14 protein-coding genes are annotated in these 20,486 nt (G+C 60.8%); 10 read left to right on the top strand and 4 right to left on the bottom strand.

The genetic code is table 11. The annotated features are described in order from the left end of the window. Positions 1 to 89: 89 nt before the first annotated feature. Positions 90 to 2,903, top strand: a complete 2,814-nt coding sequence (locus BEN48_RS01325; protein ID WP_083320649.1) for a DUF4961 domain-containing protein — start codon at positions 90 to 92, stop codon at positions 2,901 to 2,903. 246 nt (positions 2,904 to 3,149) lie between these two features. On the opposite strand, the gene BEN48_RS01320 is transcribed toward BEN48_RS01325, so the two are convergent. Further along, on the bottom strand, positions 3,150 to 3,995 hold the full coding sequence (locus BEN48_RS01320) for an N-acetylglucosamine kinase (protein WP_070732184.1): 846 nt from the start codon (positions 3,993 to 3,995) through the stop codon (positions 3,150 to 3,152). 239 nt (positions 3,996 to 4,234) lie between these two features. Here BEN48_RS01320 and BEN48_RS01315 point away from each other — a divergent pair, with 239 nt between their 5' ends. Beyond that, on the top strand, positions 4,235 to 5,323 hold the full coding sequence (locus tag BEN48_RS01315; protein ID WP_070732182.1) for a T9SS type A sorting domain-containing protein: 1,089 nt from the start codon (positions 4,235 to 4,237) through the stop codon (positions 5,321 to 5,323). A gap of 459 nt (positions 5,324 to 5,782) precedes the next feature. Here BEN48_RS01315 and BEN48_RS01310 read toward each other — a convergent pair whose 3' ends face one another. From BEN48_RS01310 to BEN48_RS01300, 3 genes are all read right to left on the bottom strand, one after another. Then, entirely contained in the window at positions 5,783 to 6,571 is a 789-nt protein-coding gene (locus tag BEN48_RS01310; protein ID WP_158010069.1) for a SusE domain-containing protein, read from the bottom strand. 67 nt (positions 6,572 to 6,638) lie between these two features. After that, positions 6,639 to 8,252: a RagB/SusD family nutrient uptake outer membrane protein gene (locus BEN48_RS01305; RefSeq protein WP_070732178.1), complete on the bottom strand. Its 1,614-nt coding sequence runs from the start codon at positions 8,250 to 8,252 to the stop codon at positions 6,639 to 6,641. A gap of 24 nt (positions 8,253 to 8,276) precedes the next feature. After that, positions 8,277 to 11,270 (bottom strand): SusC/RagA family TonB-linked outer membrane protein, encoded by a 2,994-nt coding sequence (locus tag BEN48_RS01300; RefSeq protein ID WP_070732175.1) that lies wholly within the window; start codon positions 11,268 to 11,270, stop codon positions 8,277 to 8,279. 599 nt (positions 11,271 to 11,869) lie between these two features. On the opposite strand from BEN48_RS01300, the gene BEN48_RS01295 reads away from it, so the two are divergent. From BEN48_RS01295 to trpB, 8 genes are all read left to right on the top strand, one after another. Then, a complete protein-coding gene (locus BEN48_RS01295; protein WP_125932417.1) occupies positions 11,870 to 12,568 on the top strand; it encodes a hypothetical protein in 699 nt (232 codons plus the stop codon). Between the two features lie 16 nt (positions 12,569 to 12,584). Beyond that, the gene (locus tag BEN48_RS01290) at positions 12,585 to 13,778 is read left to right on the top strand and encodes an alpha/beta hydrolase-fold protein (RefSeq protein WP_083320648.1); all 1,194 of its coding nucleotides are present in this window, start codon (positions 12,585 to 12,587) and stop codon (positions 13,776 to 13,778) included. Between the two features lie 372 nt (positions 13,779 to 14,150). Beyond that, the gene (locus BEN48_RS01285; RefSeq protein ID WP_070732172.1) at positions 14,151 to 15,575 is read left to right on the top strand and encodes an anthranilate synthase component I family protein; all 1,425 of its coding nucleotides are present in this window, start codon (positions 14,151 to 14,153) and stop codon (positions 15,573 to 15,575) included. A 139-nt stretch (positions 15,576 to 15,714) separates the two neighbouring features. Next, positions 15,715 to 16,284 (top strand): anthranilate synthase component II, encoded by a 570-nt coding sequence (locus BEN48_RS01280; protein ID WP_070732169.1) that lies wholly within the window; start codon positions 15,715 to 15,717, stop codon positions 16,282 to 16,284. A 148-nt stretch (positions 16,285 to 16,432) separates the two neighbouring features. Continuing rightward, positions 16,433 to 17,428, top strand: a complete 996-nt coding sequence (gene trpD, locus BEN48_RS01275) for an anthranilate phosphoribosyltransferase (protein WP_070732168.1) — start codon at positions 16,433 to 16,435, stop codon at positions 17,426 to 17,428. 79 nt (positions 17,429 to 17,507) lie between these two features. Further along, positions 17,508 to 18,332 (top strand): indole-3-glycerol phosphate synthase TrpC, encoded by an 825-nt coding sequence (gene trpC / locus BEN48_RS01270; RefSeq protein ID WP_070732166.1) that lies wholly within the window; start codon positions 17,508 to 17,510, stop codon positions 18,330 to 18,332. An 8-nt stretch (positions 18,333 to 18,340) separates the two neighbouring features. Beyond that, positions 18,341 to 19,063, top strand: a complete 723-nt coding sequence (locus BEN48_RS01265; protein WP_083320647.1) for a phosphoribosylanthranilate isomerase — start codon at positions 18,341 to 18,343, stop codon at positions 19,061 to 19,063. A gap of 152 nt (positions 19,064 to 19,215) precedes the next feature. Continuing rightward, positions 19,216 to 20,412, top strand: a complete 1,197-nt coding sequence (trpB, locus tag BEN48_RS01260) for a tryptophan synthase subunit beta (protein WP_070732362.1) — start codon at positions 19,216 to 19,218, stop codon at positions 20,410 to 20,412. Positions 20,413 to 20,486: the final 74 nt, after the last annotated feature.

Genomic DNA, 20,486 nt, shown 5'->3' with positions numbered 1-20,486 from the left:
TCTTGCCACTCCTTATGCCATATCGCCAACTGCGCGGCGGGGGCTGGCCTGCTTTCTCTTTATTTCAATCTTCCACTTACCCACTACTTATGCAAGCATTTCGACATGTAACGGCGCTGCTGCTCACGCTGCTTACGGCCTGGACGGCCACGGCGCAGGTTGTGACCACTCAGCCGGTCTTCTTCACCGAAAACGCGCCCGTTACCATCATCTTCGATGCCACCCAAGGCGATGGCGGCCTCAAGGACTTCACCGGAGATGTATTCATCTACACCGGTGCCATTACGGCCAGCCCCACCAGCACTACCTGGAAATACGTGAAAAGCTCGCCCTTCAACACCGGCGACCCGGACTCGAAGATGACGCGCTCCAGTTCCAACCCCAACCTGTACACCATCACCTTTACGCCCCGCACGTTTTACCCCGGCGTGCAGGCCAATGAGGTGATTTACCGGCTGGGCATGTTGTTCAAGAACGCCGATGGCTCCCGGTCGGGCCGCGCCACTGGCGGCGGCGATATTTTTGTGGACGTGGCGCAGGCCGGTCTTTCGGCCCGCATCACCAGCCCAGCTCCAAACCCCAATGGTAACCCGCTGTTTGTGAACGCCAACGCAACCATCAGCGTGACCGGCACGGCCTCGGCTGCTTCCAATTTGACCTTAGCGCTCAACCGCACCCAAGTGGCCCAGCAGGCCAACGCCACCACGCTCACCACCAGCGTTACGGCCACTCAGGCCGGCCGCAACGTGGTGAAGTTTACGGCCACCAGCGGCACTACGCAGGCTTCCGACTCGCTCGTGTTTGTGGTGCGGCCCGCCGTGGTGACGGCGGCGTTGCCGGCCGGTGCCAAAGATGGCATCACGTACCTGGCCGGCGGCACGTCGGTTATTCTCAACCTCACGGCGCCCAACAAGCAGTTTGTGTACGTGCTGGGCGAGTTCAACAACTGGCAGGCCGAAACCGCCACTTACATGAACCGCACGCCGGACGGCAACAACTGGTGGGTGCAAATCAACGGCCTCACGCCCGGCCGTGAGTACGGCTACCAGTACCTGGTAGACGGCACCTTGCGCGTAGCAGACCCGTATTCGGAGAAGATTCTGCAGGGCGACGACCGGTTCATCCCCGCCGTGACCTACCCCAACCTGAAGCCCTACCCCACGGGCCAGACCACCGGCAACGTGGCCGTGCTGCAAACCAACCAGGCCGCCTACCAATGGCAAACCACCAACTACACGCGGCCGGTGCGCACCGACCTGGTGATTTACGAGCTGCACCTGCGCGACTTCATTGCCCGACACGACTACGCCACGCTGCGCGACACGCTCAACTACTTGCAGCGCCTCGGCGTGAATGCCATTGAGCTGATGCCCATTAACGAGTTTGAGGGCAACGAAAGCTGGGGCTACAATACCTCGTTCTACTTCGCGCCCGACAAATACTACGGCACCAAGGAGGCGCTTAAGCGCCTGATTGACGAGTGCCACGCCCGCGGCATTGCCGTGGTGCTGGACATGGTGCTGAACCACTCCTTTGGCCAGTCGCCGATGGTGCAGATGTACTTTGAGAACGGCAAGCCTACGGCGAACAGCCCATGGTTTAACACGGATGCAACCCACCCCTTCAACGTGGGCTACGACTTCAACCACGAAAGCCCTTTCACCAAGTATTTCTCGAAGCGGGTGATGGAGTTCTGGATGCAGGAATACCGCATCGACGGCTACCGGTTTGACCTTTCCAAGGGATTTACGCAGGTCAACAATCCCAACGACGTAGGCGCCTGGGGCCGGTACGACCAGTCGCGCATTAACATCTGGAAGGATTATTACGACTTCATGAAAGCCATTGATGCCAACACGTTTACCATCCTGGAGCACTTCGCCGACAACTCCGAAGAGCGGGTGCTGACCGATTACGGCATGATGGTATGGGGCAACATGGTGCATGAGTACAACGAAGCCACCATGGGCTACGTGAGCAGCTCCAATTTCAGCGGCGGCTACTTTGGCGCTCGTGGGTTTACCAAACCCAACCTGGTGACCTACATGGAAAGCCACGACGAGGAGCGCCTCATGTACAAGAACCTCACCTTCGGCAACCAGGCCAATCCGGCCCACAACGTGCGCGACCTGAACGTGGCCCTGGCCCGCAACGAAGCCGCTGCCGCTTTCTTCTTCACCGTGCCCGGCCCGAAGATGATTTGGCAGTTTGGCGAGCTTGGCTACGACATCAGCATCAACCAGAACGGCCGCACCGGCAACAAGCCCATTCTCTGGAATTACTACCAGAACGCCAACCGCCGCAAGCTCTACAACGTGTACAGCGAGCTGATTGCCCTGAAGAAGTCGCAGCCCGTGTTCGAAACCGGCACCTACACCCAGCAGCTGAGCGGTGCCGCCAAGTCCATTCACCTCACCGACGCCAACCTGAGCATCACCGTTATCGGCAATTTTGACGTGACGGCCACAACCATCAACCCGGAGTTTCAGCGCACCGGCAAGTGGTACAACTACCTCAGCGGCGACAGCATCACGGTGGCCAACGCCACGGCGCTCATCATCCTGCAGCCCGGCGAGTACAAGGTGTACACCTCGCGCAACCTCAAGAAGACCACGCTGCTCGCCACGCGCGCCCGCAGCACTTCGGCCCTGCGCCTCACGGCCTACCCCAACCCCAGCAGCACCACCGCCTTGGTAGAATACGAGCTGCCCACGCCGGCACCCGTCACCCTCACCGTGCACAACCTGCTGGGCGCTACCCTGCGCACCGTCACCGTTCCCCGGCAGTCGGCCGGCGTGCATGCCCAGGAACTGCCCGTGCAAACCCTCGCTAACGGCATTTACCTAGTGCGTATCGTTACCGGCCAGCTCACCCAAACGGCGCGCCTGGTAGTACAGCACTAGTTCACGGCTGCGCCCGGCCATTTATCGTGGCCAGCTCCAAACAAAAAGGCCACCTCAACTTGAGGCGGCCTTTTTGGTTTATTGAAGCTGTTTAGAAAGTTCTTGGGCGGTCATGCTGAGCTTGTCGAAGCATTTCTACCGCTTCATTTGAGCGGTACAACGAAGCGGTAGAGATGCTTCGACAAGCTCAGCATGACCACTCAGGGTATTCTTCAACCAGCCCCTGAAGCACCCTGCTGGGTTTGGTTAAGCCTCTTCGTGGTAAGTCACCAGGTCGTCGATAGGCGAGCGGATAATCCTGCCCACCTCCATGCCGTGGCCACGGGCCACCTGCGTGAGCACGTCGCGGAAGTTGTAGCCCACCGAGCCGATGCAGTTGAACGAGTAGTCCTGGTAGCGGGGGTAGTGCACCACCAGGTTGCTGAAGAACGTCTCGAAGCCTTCGAGCACGATGTCGCGGCAGTAGCTCACGTTGTTGTGGTCGTAGGCGAATTTGGCGAAGCTGGCCAGGTAGCGGTTGGGCAGGGGCTGGTTGTAGAGCCGGTCCAGAATACTGTTGCGGCTGCCCAGGTCGTAGGTTTCGCGGAAGGTTTCCTGGAGTCCGTCGGGCAGCAGGTTGCGCAGGTAGTCGCGCAGCAGGCGCTTGCCGAAGTACGAGCCCGAGCCCTCGTCGCCCAGGAAATACCCCAGCGAGTCCACGTTGTAGGTAATTTTCTCACCGTCGTACAGGCAGGAGTTGGTGCCCGTGCCCAGAATGGACGCAAAGCCGGGCTGGCGGCCCAGCAGCGCCCGCGCCGCGGCCAGCAAATCTTCGGTCACGGTAACCGTTGCGTTGGGAAACAGCTGTCGCATTGCGGCGGCAATCACCTCGGCTTTTTGGGGCGATGAAACCCCCGCGCCGTAGAAGTGCACTTCGCGTACTTGGTCCCGTGGCAGGGTCTCCGGCAGGTTGTTGCCCAGCGAAGCCACGATGCCGGCGGTATCAATAAAATCAGGGTTATACCCTTCCGTATTAAAGTATACCCGGTTGTGGGCATCGTCGAGTTGGCACCAGCTGCACTTCGTGGAGCCGCCGTCGGCAATTAGAATCATAATGACAGGTTGTATTGGGAAGTCCGGCGAAAATAACAACCAACGAGGCAACAACCCGTGGGGGTAGATTTGCAGTTGGTGTGTAGCTAAATTGAAAACTAGCTTAACAGTACTATTTAAAATTGTTTTTTTAGCGTCAAGTTGTTTACATTTACTTCAATTAGCGCCATTGAGGGGCTTATTTAGCGCTCAGCCACTCTCCATTACCTTTTTTCACCATTCTCATTTTTTACATTGTCATGAAAAAAATCTTTACTCTCGCTGCTGCCAGCGCACTTGTTGCCAGCTCACTGGGCGCTCAAGCCCAAATCACGCTCGACGGCAAAGTCGATGCCACTGAAATCGCCGCCACAAACACAGCCAACAAGTACCAACTCATTAGCTCCTACAACGGCACGCACTCCGTAGCCGATAAGGGCCTGAAGTCTCTGTACGTGGCTACGTCTGCCACCAAACTGTACATAGCAGTGGTGGGTTCTTTCGAGCAAAGCGAATCTTTCCCCGCCGTTGTTGCTTACCTGAACGTACCCGGTAAAACCGGCGTGCCCGCCGGAACGCGGTTGATTGGTGGCGCTGCCGGCGATAGCCCGTTGAAAATTCGGCCTACTTTCGACTTTCAAGTCGACTACGGCGTTCGTCTTACTTTCGATAAATCAATTACCTCCAGCGCTTACTTCAGCTACGTTGATTACACCAACGGCAACACAGTTGCTGTAGCTGACCCCTACCAAGGCGGTGCCAACAAAACCGGTACGCCTATTACCGCGTCGGCTACTGCTGGCCCATTGTTGGGTGCGCGGGTAGCCTACCTGGCATCCACCAGCCTGGCCGCCAACGTTACCAACTCTGCCGTGGAGTTTGAGTTTGACCTAGCCGCATTGGGTTTGACTGCCAACAGCGCTGTTGACATGTTCATTGCCTATACCAACGACGGTGGTGTATTCACTACGGATACATTTCCCCCCGTTGCCGGCCGGACCACCCCATTTGCTCCGGACCAGGACTTCACCGCTATTGCCGGCAATCAGTACCTGACTTACCGCGTAGGAAGCGGCCTGCTCGCTACCCGCAGCGAAGTAGCCAAGTCGCTGCGCTTTGGTGCGTACCCCAATCCCGGTTCGGCTGTTTCGGTAGCCTATACGGTTCCCCAGGGCCGGCAGGCCGTAGCCCTGAGCGTGTTTGACGCCACTGGCAAGCAAGTACGCAGCTTCAGCGAGGCCCAGGCGGGTGCTCAGTCGTACAAGCTCAGCGGCTTGCGCTCCGGCATCTACGTTGTGAAACTCAACGTGGGCGGCGAGGAAACCAGCGCCAAAGTAGTTATCGAATAACTTTCGGTAATAGACAAAAAAGCCTCGGCGCATTCGCGTCGAGGCTTTTTTTTGGCCCTCTGCATCGGCTGCGAGCACATGCCCAATGAGCACGATGTTTTAAACGGCACCCGCTTACTTTGGCACGTCCACTCCTGAACAGCAACCCAAAAAGTTGTCATGAAAATCAACTTAACAGTCGCCCTTACGAAGGGTCCTTTACCATACCAGGCCTGCCACTGAACCACTACCTAACAGTACTCATGGCCCTCATAGAAGTGAAAGTGCTTGGGAATGCAGTTCAGTAGGTGGGAGCAGAACGTATGAGCCACGGGCTCGTGTTGGGGTGGGCTCTCTTGTGCCTGTATGCTCATCTAAGGGTTGGGGAAAGTATAGTGCATGTGCCTGGGGCAACAAAAAAAGCCGCTGGGTTACAGCGGCTTTTTAAGGGAATGCACGGGGTGCTTTTTGAATAATAACCTACGGGGTTACCGTGAGGGTACCACCAGTCACTTTGTCGGCGGCGTCTACCGCAACCACCAGCTTCACGGTGTAGGTGCCGGCGGTGGCAATAGTCAAGTCAGATCCGTTCAGCGTCAGGGGAACGCCGCTGGTTAGGTTGCCAGCCCCGCCCAGATTGGTTCCCCAATCTTTGTTGGCGCGGAACTTAAAAGGACCAGCGTTGAGCGGCATGCGCAGCACATAGGCCCGGGCCTTGCAGTCGTAGGGCAGCACGATGTCGGTGGCCGTGGCACCAGGCCAGCCGTCGCCGGCCGGGCCCACCAGACCCCAGGAGTCCTTCGGAATCGCACAGAAATCATACGGCGTAGCGGCAATAGTGCTCACTGCCGAAGCTTGCGTGGGTGCCGTGGTACCAACCGATGCCAGCACGCGAACGTCCACTTGGGCGGCAGCATCAGCTGGCAGGCCCAGGTTGATGAAGATGTCGTTCAGCTCCGTTACGCGCAGGGTGCGGGTGGTGGCGCTGCCGGCATTAATGGAAATTGGCTTGCTGAAGTTGCCTCCCTTTTTGTCAAACTGCAGGGTATAGGTAGTAGCAGCTGCGAAGCCGAAGTTGGCAGGAGCCCAGGTATACTTCACGGCGTTGTCGTTGGCCATGGGTTGCGAGAGCGTGGCCGTGGTGGCCGAGGCAGTCAGTACGGGGGCTCCGGCGGTGGCAATTGTCACCTTCGTCTCGTCCTTTTCACACGCAGTGAAGGAGAGGAGCACCACAGCACTGGCCGCAATATTTAGGAACCAGTTTTTCATAAAATTCAGGAAGAGGAATAAAACCATTAAGTAGCCGGCTCCTTAACAAGGAGCGGCCGAAAAAAGTTTAGTAGCCGGGGTTTTGCGGCAGGTTGGGGTTCACCACCCGGTCCGTGTTGGGGATGGGGAACAGCACACGCGTGGGTTCCACGTCGCGGCCTTCTTTCACACCGCCCTTAAAGGCCCAGTTGTTGCCCGTGGTGAACTTGCCGAAGCGGATGAGGTCAGTCCGACGGTGGGCTTCCCAGAACAGCTCGCGGGCGCGCTCGTCCAGAATGTCTGGCAGAGCAATGGAGGCGAGCGCCGCCGCGCCCGAACGGGCCCGCACAGCGTTTACCAGCGCCAGGGCCTGGGCTTGGCTGCCGCCCGCACCGCCACGCAGTACCGCTTCGGCGTACATGAGCTGCACGTCGGCCAAGCGGAACATGGGGAAGTCGGTGTCGGGGAAGTCGCCCGAGCCGCCCTGCTCGTTCGAGTCCTTGCCGCCCTTGCCGGTCGAAGTCACGTTCTTATACTTGGTAACCAGCACGCCGCTGCTGAATGCGCCCAGGGTGTCCACGTTGGGGTTTTGGCCCTTCGTGAAGAAAAGGGTCTGGCGCTTGTCGGTGGTGCCGGTGGCGCCGCCGGGGAACAGGCGCGTGAGGGCTGGCTTGGTGCGCAAACCGCCCCAGCCGCCGTTGATGCCAATGGAAGCCGGGGGAATGGCGCGGCCCACGGGTGCGTGCACCAGGAAAGTCATGCCACCGTAGCCCTGCGTGCTGAGGCCGTCGAAAGCAATGGGGAAGATAATTTCGTTGCGGGCCGCCGTCTTGTCGTTGTCGGCCAGAAACAGGAACGTGTAGTCTGGCGTGAGCGTGTAGCCAGCCGCCAGCACTTTGTTGGCGTAGGTGATGGCGTCGGTGGCGCGGTTGGTACCGGTATACACCTGCGCGTTCAGATAGAGCTTGGTGAGCAGCGTCCAGGCCACGGCTTTGTCGGCGCGGGCGTACTCGCCCCGGGGAGCCAGCAGGCCCTCGGTGGTGTCCAGGGCTTTCAACTCCGACTCCACGAAGGCGAACAGCTCGGCGCGGGTCTTGTAGGGAGGCGTGGTGCCAATGCTGGCTTCCTCGGTGGCGAAGGGACCGCCGCCGAACAAGTCAATGGCGTGCCAGTAAGACAACGCACGCAGCAAGCGGGCTTCGGCGCGGTAGGTGCGCACGGTGGTAGCCTCGGTGCCGCCGATGCCGCGTTCCGAGAGCTTGGCGTCGGAGGTTTGGCGGATGAACTCGTTGCACAGGGCAACCTGGTAATAAATCCGGTCGTAGCAGGCGCGCACAAACTCGTTGTCGGCGTTCCACTGCAGCGTGTTCACGCTGGGCAGGTTGCCGTCGTTCCAGCCCAGAATGGCCTCGTCGGTGGTGATTTCCTGCAGCTGCCAGTAGGTGCGCAGGTAGTTCGAGAAACCTTCGTCGATGCCCGAGATGTCGGGCGCGCCGGCGGGGCCTCGCTGGCCGCTCACCGCGAAGGTGGCGTAGAGGCGGGCCAGCACCTGCTTAATCTGAATTGGGTCGCGGTACACTACCTCAGCGTTGGCCGAATAGTCGGGTACCTGGTCCAGGTCCTTGGTGCAGGACGAGGCCATGGTCGTTAGCCCGGCGGCCAGCGCCAGCATCCCTAACGTACGGGTGAATTTTTGATTCATGATAATGATGAAGTTAGGGATGAATTAGAGGCCGAGATTCAGACCCACGGTGAACGTACGAGGCCGGGGGTAAATCGTATTGTCGATGCCACCAATTACTTCCGGGTCGATGCCGTTGTAGTTGGTGATAAGGAATGCATTCTGAACTGCAAACGAGAGGCTTAAGTTTGAATCCTTCTTCAGAAGCGAGCCAAAATTGTAGCCGAGCGTGATGTTTTCCATGCGCAGGAACGAGGCGTTCTCCACGTAGTAGTCCGAGAAGTACTGCGCGTTGCTGAAGTTGGAGTTCAGGGTTTCGCGGTTGGCGTTGCCCACAAAGCCGTTGGTGCTGGTGTCGAAGTAGCTGCCCGAGCGCACGTTGTTGTACACGTAGTTGCCGATGTTCGAACGCATGGTGAAGGCCAGGTTGGCGCCGCCGTAGGTGAGGTTGGCACCGCCGCCGAGGATGACGTCGGGGCGGGGCGACTTGAAGCGGTAACGGTCCGAGCTGTTCAGGGCACCGTCGCCGTTGCTGTCCACGTACACGCCTTCCAGGGGCTTGCCGTCCTGGCCGTACACCTGCTTGTTCACGAAGAACGACTGGGCGGGGAAGCCCACAGTGTTCACCTGAATGGTGTTGCCCACGCCGCCGGCAATGCCGCCGGTAGCCTGGCCGATGTCGTTGGGTGAGTCGTTGTTGTTGAGCTTGGTGATGCGGTTGCGGTTGAAGGTCGCGTTGGTGTTCACCGTCACGTTGAACTTCTCGCTCTTGTACGCGTCCACGTTGGCAATTACCTCCAGGCCTTTGTTGGTGAGCGAGCCCGTGTTGAAGGTGCCGCCGTTCGAGAGGCCTTCCAGGGCCGCCACGGTGCGGAAGTTCAGCAGGTCCTCGGTGTCGCGCTGGTACAGGTCTACCGAGCCGTAGAAGCGGCCGCCGAAGAAGCCGTAGTCCAGGCCCAGGTTGTAGGTCGAAGTTGTTTCCCAGGTAATGTTGGGGTTGTACTGGTCGGGCCGCAAGGTGCGAATGAACTGGTTGCCAAGCTGGTACTGCGCCTGGTTGTTGCTGAGCGTGAGGCCGGCCAGGAAAGGATAGAAGTTGCCGCCCAGGTCCTGCTGGCCGGTTTTGCCGTAGCCCACGCGCAGTTTCAGGTCAGAGATGCTTTCCGAGTTCTTGAGGAAATCCTCGCCCTTCAGGCGCCAGGCAAACGCGCCCGACGGGAAGAAGCCGAAGGGCTCGGGGTTGAAGCGCGAGGTACCGTCGGCCCGGAACGTGCCGGTGAAGAGGTACTTATCGGCGATGTTGTAGTTGAAACGGCCAAAGAAGGCCAGCAGCACGTTGGTGTTCAGGAAGTTGTCCGAGTTGTTGTACGTCAGCGAAGCCGGCTGCTGGAATACTTTACCGTCGGCCGAGTTGTTGTTGAAGATGAAAAAGCGGTTCTGAAACTTCTGGTAGGAGTAGCCACCCAACAGGTCCAGCTTGCCGGGGCCCACGGTGCGCTCGTACTTCACGAGGGCTTCGAGCAGGGTGTTGTTCAGGTCCTGAGCGTACTGGTTGTTCACGCCCAACTGGTTGAACGCCTGCGCGGCGGCAGCCGGCACGGCCACGGTACCACGCCCGCGCTGCACGTCGTAGCCCAGGTTGAGGTTGGCGCTCAGGCCGGTCAGGAACGGCAGCTTGTAGTCGAGCTGCACGTTGCCGATGCTGCGCTTCACGGTGCTGCGGTCGCGGCGCGTGTTGATGAGGCCAATCGGGTTGAGGGGGGCCAGGGAGTTGAGGCGGCCGTTGCCGCTGGGGTCGAGGAACTCCACGTAGCTACCGAAGGGCGCGTACTTGGGGGCGTTCGAGGTGATGGGCTGAGTGGGGTCGTAGCGCACGGCGGCGCCCACGGCACCCTGGTTCGAGAAGTCGTTGTCAATCCACGAGCCCTTCAGGTTGAGGTTCACGCGCAGGGCACCGTCGAGTAGCACGGGGTTCAGGCTCAGGGCGCCGCTGTAGCGGCTCAGCTCGTTGCGCTTCAGCAAGCCCTGCTGGTTGAGGTAGCCCAGCGACACGCGGTAGGGGAGAATGCCCGTCGAGCCGCTCAGGGCTACTGTGTTGTCGGTGGTGTAGGCGGGACGGAAAATCTCGCGCTGCCAGTCGGTGTTGGCCGTGCCCAGCGAGGCCTGCTGGCCACTGGTGCCGCGCGCCTTTACCAAGGCCCGGAACTCGTCGGCGTTGAGCACGTCCGCGTACTTGGCCACGGTAGCTACCGAGTGCTGCGTAGACACGTTCACGTGCATCACATCACCGGCAATGCCCTTTTTGGTGGTCACCAGAATAACGCCGTTGGAGGCGCGCACCCCGTAGATGGCCGTCGAAGAAGCATCCTTCAGCACCGTGATGCTCTCAATGTCGCTGGGGTTGATGAGGGTGAGGGGGTTGCCCGTGCCCTGAATGGTGGTGTTGTCCACCGGCACGCCGTCGATGATGATGAGCGGGGCGTTGGAGGCCGCCAGCGACGAGCCGCCACGGATGAGAATCTGCGAGCCCGCGCCGGGCGAACCGCCGCCGGTGGTAATCTGCACGCCGGCCACTTTGCCCTGAATGAGCTGCTCGGGGTTGGTTACCTGGCCTTTCACAAACTGCTTCTCGGAAATCTGCTCCACGGCGCCGGTCAGGTCCTGGCGGCGCTGGGTGCCGTAGGCTACTACCACGGCTTCGGAAAGCTGGGTGGTGCTTTCAGCCAGCGTGGCCGAAACCTGGGCATTTTGCCCGGCCACCACGGTCACGGCGCGGCGCACGGTGGTGTAGCCCACAAATGAGATAACCAGGTTTTGCGCTCCGGCTGGGACGTTCTGGATGCTGTAGGTGCCATCCACGTTGGATGAGCTGCCCAGCGAAGTGCCTTCTACCAGCACCGTGGCGCCGGGAATGCCTTCGTTCTTACTATCGGTAACCCGGCCGCTCAGGGAGCCAGTTTGCGCAACGGCCTCGGAAACGAGACCAAAGCATGCGAATAACAGCAGAAACAATAGTTTTGCCAGATAAGGGTGTTTCATGGGAAACAGATATTTGGTGGAAAAAAGTGAGTGGTGGGGAGGATTAAAGATTTGGCAAAATCTGAAAGGGTGCAAGTTACCCATTATATGGCATTACAATGCATTGCTCACAGATTTTGTGGCCTGCTGGCACATCCATAAAAAGCAATTAATCTAATCATATGCAGCAGAAATGCAAACAAATAAGTGGGAAACAATTTATTGTATAAAACACTATAAATGAATAAGTTGTAAACCGGTGCTCATGTTTTATGCCCCTTGTTGAATTCAGTGCCAAGGACCGGTACAATCCCACGCGGACATTGAAGCAAACTGTGTGCGACAGATTAAGTCCCCGCTGGGAAGGAGGCGGTTAGCACTATTTTTAGCCGCCCGCAGAAGTGGGAAGCGAACGGCGCTACAGCCCAAAACGGAGCTGCCAGGATTTAGGATAAATGCAGGAAGTCCAAAACCAAGCCCTGCTATCAATCCTCCGTAGCATCATGGCGGTGAGATGGTGCTCGTATTCGGTCCTGAATGGCACTGCTTCCGCCCGACTCTTGCCACAAAGCTTTTGCAAGGCCACTGGTACCTGGTTACATTTGACTTTTCCTGAGAAAATGAGAAAGACCCTCCCGCTTGTTGCACTGCTGCTCGCCGGGGCTCAGGTCGGCGTCAGCGCGCAGTCGCGGCCCAGCCCCCGCAAGCCCATTCCGGTAAGCAGGGCAATGCCTGCCGCCAGAAGCATCCCCAAAGCGGACCCCGTGGTGTACGCGCCCATCACCACCCGGCGAGAAGAAACCGAAAAGAAACCGGCCTCTACCCTCTACGTGGGCAAGGTCAAGCTCAAAAAGCCCGTGCTGGTGTATTATCAGGAGCCTGCTCCGGGCAAAGCCGTGCAGCAGCTCATCTTGTCTGAGGAAAATCTGGGCCTGCTCAAAACCCTGGATTTGGAGCAGCTCATGGCCCGCCGGGAGGTGTTTGTTGACGGCCTCGGCAACCTGCCCCTGCCCGGCAGCGACATTACCAGGTACCGCCTGCTGGGCACCAGCTCGGTGGCCGAAGCTACCCGCCGGCCGGTTGGCGATGGACGCAGCTCTTATTCCCGTCTCAAAGTGCCCTCGTCCGGAGTCCTGTACGTGGTACGGGAGTCGGCCGAAGAATACCGCCACTTTGTGAAAGGCCCGCAGAAGCGGGGGTACCTGCTGGATTTTGGCGCCAACGGCTTGCCCGGCGTCGATTCTGTGCGGGCCGTGTACACGCTGCGCAAAATGGAGGCCTCCGAGCGCGGCGCCGGTGCTGGCGAAACCATTCGATAAGTAAGACCGAACCGAAGTGCACACCCTCAACCTCGTCTTCCTGTCAGCAGGCCTCGCCCTGGGAAGCCTTTCCGCTGCGGCCCAGACCGTCCTGAAAATTGACCGGGTGCCCGCCAACACCCCGCCCACCGATACACTGTTTGTAGCCGGCTCCTTCAATAACTGGAACCCGCACAGCACCGCGTACGCCCTGCTCAAAAACGCCGACGGCACCTACCAAATCAGCCTGCCCGGCACCCTGGGCGCCGTTGAGTACAAGTTTACGCGCGGCAGCTGGGCCACCGCCGAGACCAATGCCAGCCAGCAGCCCCTGCCCAACCGCCGGGCCGACCTGCGCCAGGCCACCGAAGTACGCCACGACGTAGCGGGCTGGAGCAAGCCCGGCGCCGCCACCCCCAGGAAGCACACCGCCACCGCCCAGGTCCATTTGCTGAGCGACAGCTTCGGCATGCCCCAGTTGGGCCGCACCCGGCGCGTGCTGGTGTACCTGCCCGCCGACTACGCCAAAAAACCACAGCGGCGCTACCCCGTGCTCTACCTCCACGACGGCCAGAACGTGTTCGACGAGGCCACCAGCTTCAGCGGCGAGTGGGGCGTAGACGAAACCCTGGACCGCCTCCGCGCCGCCGGCCAGGACCCCACGGGCTCCATTGTGGTGGCCGTGGACAACGACAACCAGCACCGCGCCGACGAGTACATTCCCTGGCACAACCCCCAGATAAAAGCCGGCGGTCAGGGCGGCGCCTACGTCGATTTCCTGGCCCTCACCCTCAAGCCCTACATCGACGCGCACTACCGCAGCCAGCCCGATGCGGCGCATACCGGAGTGGCCGGCTCCAGCCTGGGCGGCCTGATATCGGTGTATGCCGCCCTCAAGTACCCGCGTGTGTTTGGGCGGGTAGGGGCATTTTCGCCCGCGTTTTGGGTGTGCAATGATTCCCTGCAAGCCTTCGCGAAGCAGCACCCGCCGGCGCCTTCTACCCGGTTCTATTTTGTGTGCGGCCCCAAAGAATCCGAAACCATGCTGCCGCTGATGGCGGCCTGGCGCCGCGACCTTCAGGCCCAAGGCGTGCCACCGGCCAACCTGGCGTTTAGTGCCCCGGCCGATGGGGAGCACAAGGAATGGTTTTGGCGGCGGGAATTTCCGGCCGCGTATCGGTTTCTGTTTGGTGCCGCGCCCCGCACCCGGCCCAGCCCGGCCAAGCGCTAGCTGGGCCGGGGGTAATGGTGTGAAATAGCCGTGGTTGACTGATTTGGTCGAGCTAACAATTCGGTAGGTAATGGAAGTAATAATTACCACTATTGCATAGTTGCTGAGGGTCTGTTGCTGTTGTTTCAGTAAATGTCTGTTAACTTTGCGTCGCGTTTAAATAAGCGCATCTCTACAAATGACCTTAAAACGTACTTCCCAGGCTTGGTGGTGGCAGTTCCGAAACATCGGACCGGCCTGCCCGTGCGCTTAGTGAAGTCACCCCTGATTTTACCTTTGAACACAAAAGCCCGGCCCGCAGCCGGGTTTTTTGTTTTTTATTACTAGCCGAGGCGGTCACCAACCTGCCTCCTCAGTTCACTTCCCGCTTCCGTGCCAACCCAACTCACCACCCGCCACCGCCGCCTCCTGGCCGACACCGTGACCCCGGTGGGCCTGTACCTGCGCCTGCGCGACCAGTATTCCAACTGCCTGCTGCTGGAAAGCGCCGACTACCACGGCCAGCAAAACGCCTTCAGCTACCTGGTGTGCGAGCCGCTGGGCACCTTTGAGCTGCGCCGCGGCGGCGAGCTGCGGCAGTCCTTTCCGGGCCAGGCCGAGCCGAGCGTGCGGCAGCTAAGCGAGCCGCGCCAGGCCCTGGCCGAGCTGCGGCAGTTCGCCGCCGCCTTCACCGCCGACGAATCGGCCGCTAAGATGCCCTTCATCAGTACCGGCCTGTTTGGGTACATGGGCTACGAGGCGGTGCAGAGCTTTGAGGACGTGACCTTTGACGCGGCCAAGGTGCCCGCTGGCGACGTGCCGCTCATTCGCTACGGGGTGTTCCGCTACGTCATTGCTTTCAACCACTTCCGGCAGGAGCTGTTTTTGTTTGAGCACGGCGTGGCCGGCGAGCCCGCCACCGACGGCCTCGACCGCCTCGAAAACCTGGTGCGCAACCCCAGCGTGCCGGCCTTCGATTTTGCTACGGTGGGGGAGGAAGTGAGCAACCAGACCGATGCGGAATTTCTGGCCCGGCTCACCCAGGGGCAGGCCCACTGCCTGCGCGGCGACGTGTTTCAGATTGTGCTCTCGCGCCGCTTTCAGCAGGAATTTTCCGGCGATGAGTTCAGCGTGTACCGGGCCCTGCGGTCCATCAACCCCTCGCCGTACCTGTTTTACTTTGACTACGGCGACTACAAAATCTTCGGGTCCTCGCCCGAGGCCCAGGTGCTGGTGCAGGGCCGCGAAGCCAGCCTTTACCCCATAGCCGGCACCTACCGCCGCACCGGCGACGACACCGCCGATGCCGCCGCCGCCCAGCGCCTGGCCGCCGACCCCAAAGAAAACGCCGAGCACGTGATGCTGGTGGACCTGGCCCGCAACGACCTGGCCCGCCACGGCAGCCAGGTGCAGGTCCGCATCCTGCGCGAAATTCAGTTTTACTCCCACGTCATCCACCTCGTGAGCCACGTAACGGCAGAGCTCGACGCCGGCACCGACACCCTGCAGGTGGTGGCCGATACCTTCCCGGCCGGCACGCTCTCGGGCGCGCCCAAGCACCGCGCCCTGCAGCTCATCGACGGCCTTGAACCCACCGCCCGCGGCTACTACGGCGGCTGCATCGGCCACCTGGGCTTCGATGGCAACTTCAACCACGCCATCATGATTCGCTCGTTTTTGAGTACCGGCAACCAGCTGTATTTCCAGGCCGGCGCGGGCGTGGTAGCGGCTTCCAGCGTGCAGTCGGAGCTGGAAGAAGTGCACCACAAGCTGGGTGCCCTGCGCGCCGCTTTGCGGGCAGCGGCGCAGGAACGGTAGCAACCCTAAAAGTGGAGAGAACGTCGTGTCGAGCGCAGCCGAGACATCTCGCGCGCCACCACTACCCAAACGTTCCGACGAAGCGAGCAAGATGTCTCGGCTGCGCTCGACATGACGTTCCTTATCAAGTTCAACCCCTATGAAAATCCTCGTTCTCGATAATTACGACTCGTTCACGTACAACCTGGTGCACCTGCTGCGCGAGCTCGGCCACGGCGCCAACCTCACCGTGACGCGCAACGACCAGCTGCCCCTCGCCGCCGTGGACGCCTACGATGCCATTATGCTGTCGCCCGGGCCCGGCATTCCCGCCGAAGCCGGCCTCATGCCCCAGATTATTAAAGCCTACGCGCCTACCAAGCGCATTCTGGGCGTGTGCCTGGGCCACCAGGGCCTGGCCGAAAGCTTCGGCGCCACGCTCTACAACATGCCCGCGGTGCTGCACGGCGTGGCCAACGAGGCCGAAGTAACGGCCCCCGACGAGCGGCTGTTCGCGGGCCTGCCCACCCGCTTCCAGGTGGGCCGCTACCATTCGTGGGCCGTGCGCCCCGAAACCATGCCGGCTGAGCTGGAAACCACGGCTCGCGACGCCAACGGCGAAGTGCTGGCCTTCCGGCACCGCCACTACGACGTGCGCGGCGTGCAGTTCCACCCCGAAAGCATCCTCACCGAGCACGGCGCCAAAATGCTGGAAAACTGGCTGGGCTGAGTTGGCTTAATTATTAAAAAAGGTTGTCATGCTGAGCGCAGTCGAAGCATCTCTACCGCTGTAGTAAAATCATATAGTTGCGCGGTAAAGATGCTTCGGCTGCGCTCAGCATGACGTTCTGAACACCCTGCGGTTACAGGCTTAAAAAATGAAACACATTCTTAACAAGCTATTCGACCACCAGCCGCTGTCGCATGCCGAGGCGCACGCTGCCATGCGCCAGCTGGGCGAGGGCGGGGCCAACGCGGCCGAGACCGCCGCTTTTCTGGCCGTGTACCGCATGCGGCCCATCACGGTGGCCGAGCTGGCGGGCTTCCGGCAAGCCCTGCTCGACCTGAGCCGGGACCCGCAGCTGGGCACCAACGAGGTGCTGGACATTGTGGGCACGGGCGGCGATGGCAAAAACACCATCAACATCTCCACGCTGGCCTGTTTTGTGGTGGCTGGAGCAGGGGTGAAGGTGGCCAAGCACGGCAACTTCGGCGTGTCGTCGGTGTCGGGCGCGTCCAATGTGCTGGCCCATTTTGGCTACAACTTCGAAGCCAGCTCCGACCAGCTGCGCCGACAGCTCGACCAGGCCGGTATCTGCTTTCTGCACGCACCGGCGTTCCACCCGGCCATGCGCCATGCCGGGCCCATTCGGCGTGAGCTGGGCTTGCGCACCTTCTTCAACATCCTGGGGCCGCTGGTGAACCCGGCGCGGCCCAACGCCCAGCTACTGGGCGTATTCAACCTGGAGCTGCAGCGCGTGTACCACTACCTGATGCAGGCCACGGGCACCCGCTACGCCGTGGTGCACGCCTTGGATGGCTACGACGAGCTGGCCCTGACCGGCCCGGCCAAAGTCGTTTCCTCGTTTGAAGGCGAGCGGCTGCTCACCGCCGAAACATTGGGCTTGGCCGCCTGCACAGCCACCGACCTGGCCGGCGGCAGCACGGCCGCCGCCTCAGCCGAGCTGTTCAAGGAAATTCTGAGCGGAGCGTATACCCCCGCCCAGCGCAACGTGGTGACGGCCAATGCCGCCCTGGCGCTGCAGTGCGCCCGCCCGGGCCTGGGCTGGGACGATGCCCTGGCCCAAAGCCGCGAATCCCTGGATTCCGGCGCGGCCCGGCGCGCCTTCGAAACCATGCTGAACACCCAATAACAGCCGCTCACTCGCGGCTGGTTAAATAAATATTCATTGCCGAGTGAAGCAAAAGCTTCGCCCTTCTGTTTGCTAAGTCATGTCTCAGTCCACCATCCTAGAAACCATCGTCGCGCACAAGCGGAAAGAGGTATCCGCCCGTCAGGAGCTGGTGCCCGTCAAGCTGCTGGAGAGCAGCCTGTATTTCCAGTCCAAGCCCCTTTCGATGCGTCAGTACCTGCTGCGTGAAAACAGCAGCGGCCTCATCGCCGAATTCAAGCGCAAGTCGCCTTCCAAGGGCTGGATAAACCAGTACGCGTCGGTAGAGCGCACCACGCTGGGCTACATGCAGGCCGGCGCGGCGGCGCTTTCCATTCTCACCGATGGAGAGTTTTTCGGTGGCAAGAACGAGGACCTGACCCTGGCGCGCCGCATCAATTTCTGCCCCATTCTCCGCAAAGATTTTGTGGTGGGGGAGTACCAGATTCTGGAAGCCAAGAGCATCGGGGCCGATGCCGTGCTGCTCATCGCCGCGGTGCTCACGCCCGAGGAAATTCACACGCTGGGCGGCCTGGCCCGCTCGCTGGGCCTGGAAGTGCTGCTGGAAGTGCACAACGGCGAAGAGCTGGCCCGCTCCGCTGATGCCGACGCTGTTGACCTAATCGGCGTCAACAACCGCAACCTGCACGATTTCAGCCTGAGCCTTGATACGTCAATGGAGCTGGCCGACGCCATCCCCAACGAGTTTTTGAAGGTGTCCGAGAGTGGCATTTCCACCGCCGCGGCCATTGGCCAGCTGCGCGAAGTGGGGTACCGGGGTTTCCTGCTCGGCGAAGCGTTCATGCGCGACGCCCGGCCCGAGCGCGCCTGCGCGGCCCTGGTGCAGGATATTGCAGCCCTGCCTAAAGCTGCCGTCACCTTCTAAGCACTGCCATGAAAACGCCTCGCCACCTTCCTGCTGATGTTGCGCTTGCCGCCGGTTTGCCGGAGGCTACGGCGCCGGCGCCGGTGGGCCCGTCGCGGCTGCTGGTGAAGGTGTGCGGCATGCGCGACGAGGCGGCCCTGGCAGAAGTAGCGGCTTTGGCCCCGGACTTTCTGGGCTTTATTTTCGCGCCGGCCTCACCGCGGTACATGGCGGCGGCGTTGGCCGCTGAAAAGGTGCAGGGGCTGCCCGCCAGCATCTGGAAAGTGGGCGTATTTGTGAACGCCACCACCGAGACCATTCTGGAAGCCGCCCGCCGGTTTGGGCTGGCTGCAGTGCAGCTGCACGGCCAGGAACCGCCCGCGCAATGCGAGGAGTTGGGCGAAGCCGGCCTGCTGGTGATGAAAGCCTTTTCGGTGGGCAACGCTGTGAATGTAGCTAGGCTGCTGCCCTACGTGCCGTTTTGTGACTTCTTCCTCTTTGACACCAAAGGCGCTGCGCCCGGCGGCAACGGTACCGTTTTTGATTGGTCGCTGCTGGCTGGCTACAACCTACCCGTGCCTTATTTCCTGGCCGGTGGGCTGGCCCTTGAGCACGCCGCCGAGCTAGCAGCCCTGCGCCTGCCCGGCCTGGTGGGTGTTGACTTGAACAGCGGTTTCGAAACCGCTCCCGGCGTGAAGGATGCCGGCCGACTGGCGCAAATGCTGCAGGCGTTGCGTGTGAACCGAGAGTAGTAAATCATGAATCGAAAAAAAAGAACGTCATGCTGAGCGTAGCCGAAGCGTCTCTACCGCGTAAGTAATCAATTTAGTATTGCGGTAGAGATGCTTCGACAAGCGGACGCCAGATAAGCATGACGGCCACTAAAAAAAAATCAAACAACGATATGCAAACCTCCTATCAGCAGCCCACCGCCCGCGGCTACTACGGTGAATTCGGTGGCGCTTTTATTCCCGAAATGCTTTATCCCAACGTGGAAGAGCTGCGCACCAGCTACCTGGACATTCTGGCCGACCCGGACTTTCAGATGGAGCTGCAGCACCTGCTGCGCGACTACGTGGGCCGACCCACGCCGCTGTTTGAAGCCAAGCGGCTGTCGGAGCGCTACGGCACCCGCGTGTTTTTGAAGCGGGAAGACCTGTGCCACACCGGGGCACACAAAATCAACAATACCGTGGGGCAGATTCTGCTGGCCCAGCGGCTGGGCAAAAAGCGCATCATTGCTGAAACCGGCGCGGGCCAGCACGGCGTGGCCACGGCCACGGTATGTGCCCTGATGGGCTTCCCCTGCGTGGTGTACATGGGCGCTACCGACATTGAGCGCCAGGCGCCCAACGTGGCCCGCATGCGCCTGCTGGGCGCCGAAGTGCGGTCCGTGACCAGCGGCAGCCAAACCCTGAAAGACGCCACCAACGAAGCCATCCGCGACTGGATTGCCAACCCCGTGGATACGCACTACATCATCGGCTCGGTGGTGGGGCCGCACCCGTACCCCGATTTGGTGGCGCGCCTGCAGGCCGTTATCAGCGAGGAGATGCGGGCCCAGCTGCTGGAGAAAACCGGTACCGAGCTGCCCAACTTTGTGGTGGCCTGCGTAGGCGGCGGCTCCAACGCTGCCGGGGCGTTTTATCATTTCCTGGACGAGCCCTCCGTGCGGCTCATTGCGGTGGAGGCGGCGGGCCACGGCATCAATTCCGGGCACTCGGCGGCTACGTCGGTGCTGGGCACGCCGGGCATCATTCACGGCAGCCGCACGCTGCTGATGCAGGACGAGCACGGCCAGATTACGGAGCCGTATTCGCTGAGCGCGGGCCTCGACTATCCAGGTATTGGTCCGCTGCACGCCCACTTGGGCGCCTCGGGCCGGGCGGAGTTCATCTCCATCACCGACGACGAAGCCCTGAAAGCCGTGAGCGAGTGCAGCCGCTTAGAAGGCATTATTCCGGCGCTGGAAACGGCGCACGCCCTCTCGGCCCTCGGCCAGCTGGGCGCCGGCCCCAACGACGTGGTGGTGGTGAACCTCTCCGGCCGCGGCGATAAGGACCTGGAAACGTATTTGAAAAACATGGACAAACTCATCTGATTTTTAGCCCGCAGAGGGCGCTGAAGGAGGCGCAGAAGCCGCAGAACGTTCTGCGGCTTCTGCGCCTCCTTCAG

The organism is Hymenobacter glacialis, assembly GCF_001816165.1.
Taxonomy (GTDB): Bacteria; Bacteroidota; Bacteroidia; order Cytophagales; family Hymenobacteraceae; genus Hymenobacter; species Hymenobacter glacialis.
This window is presented reverse-complemented; position numbering and strand designations above follow the sequence as displayed.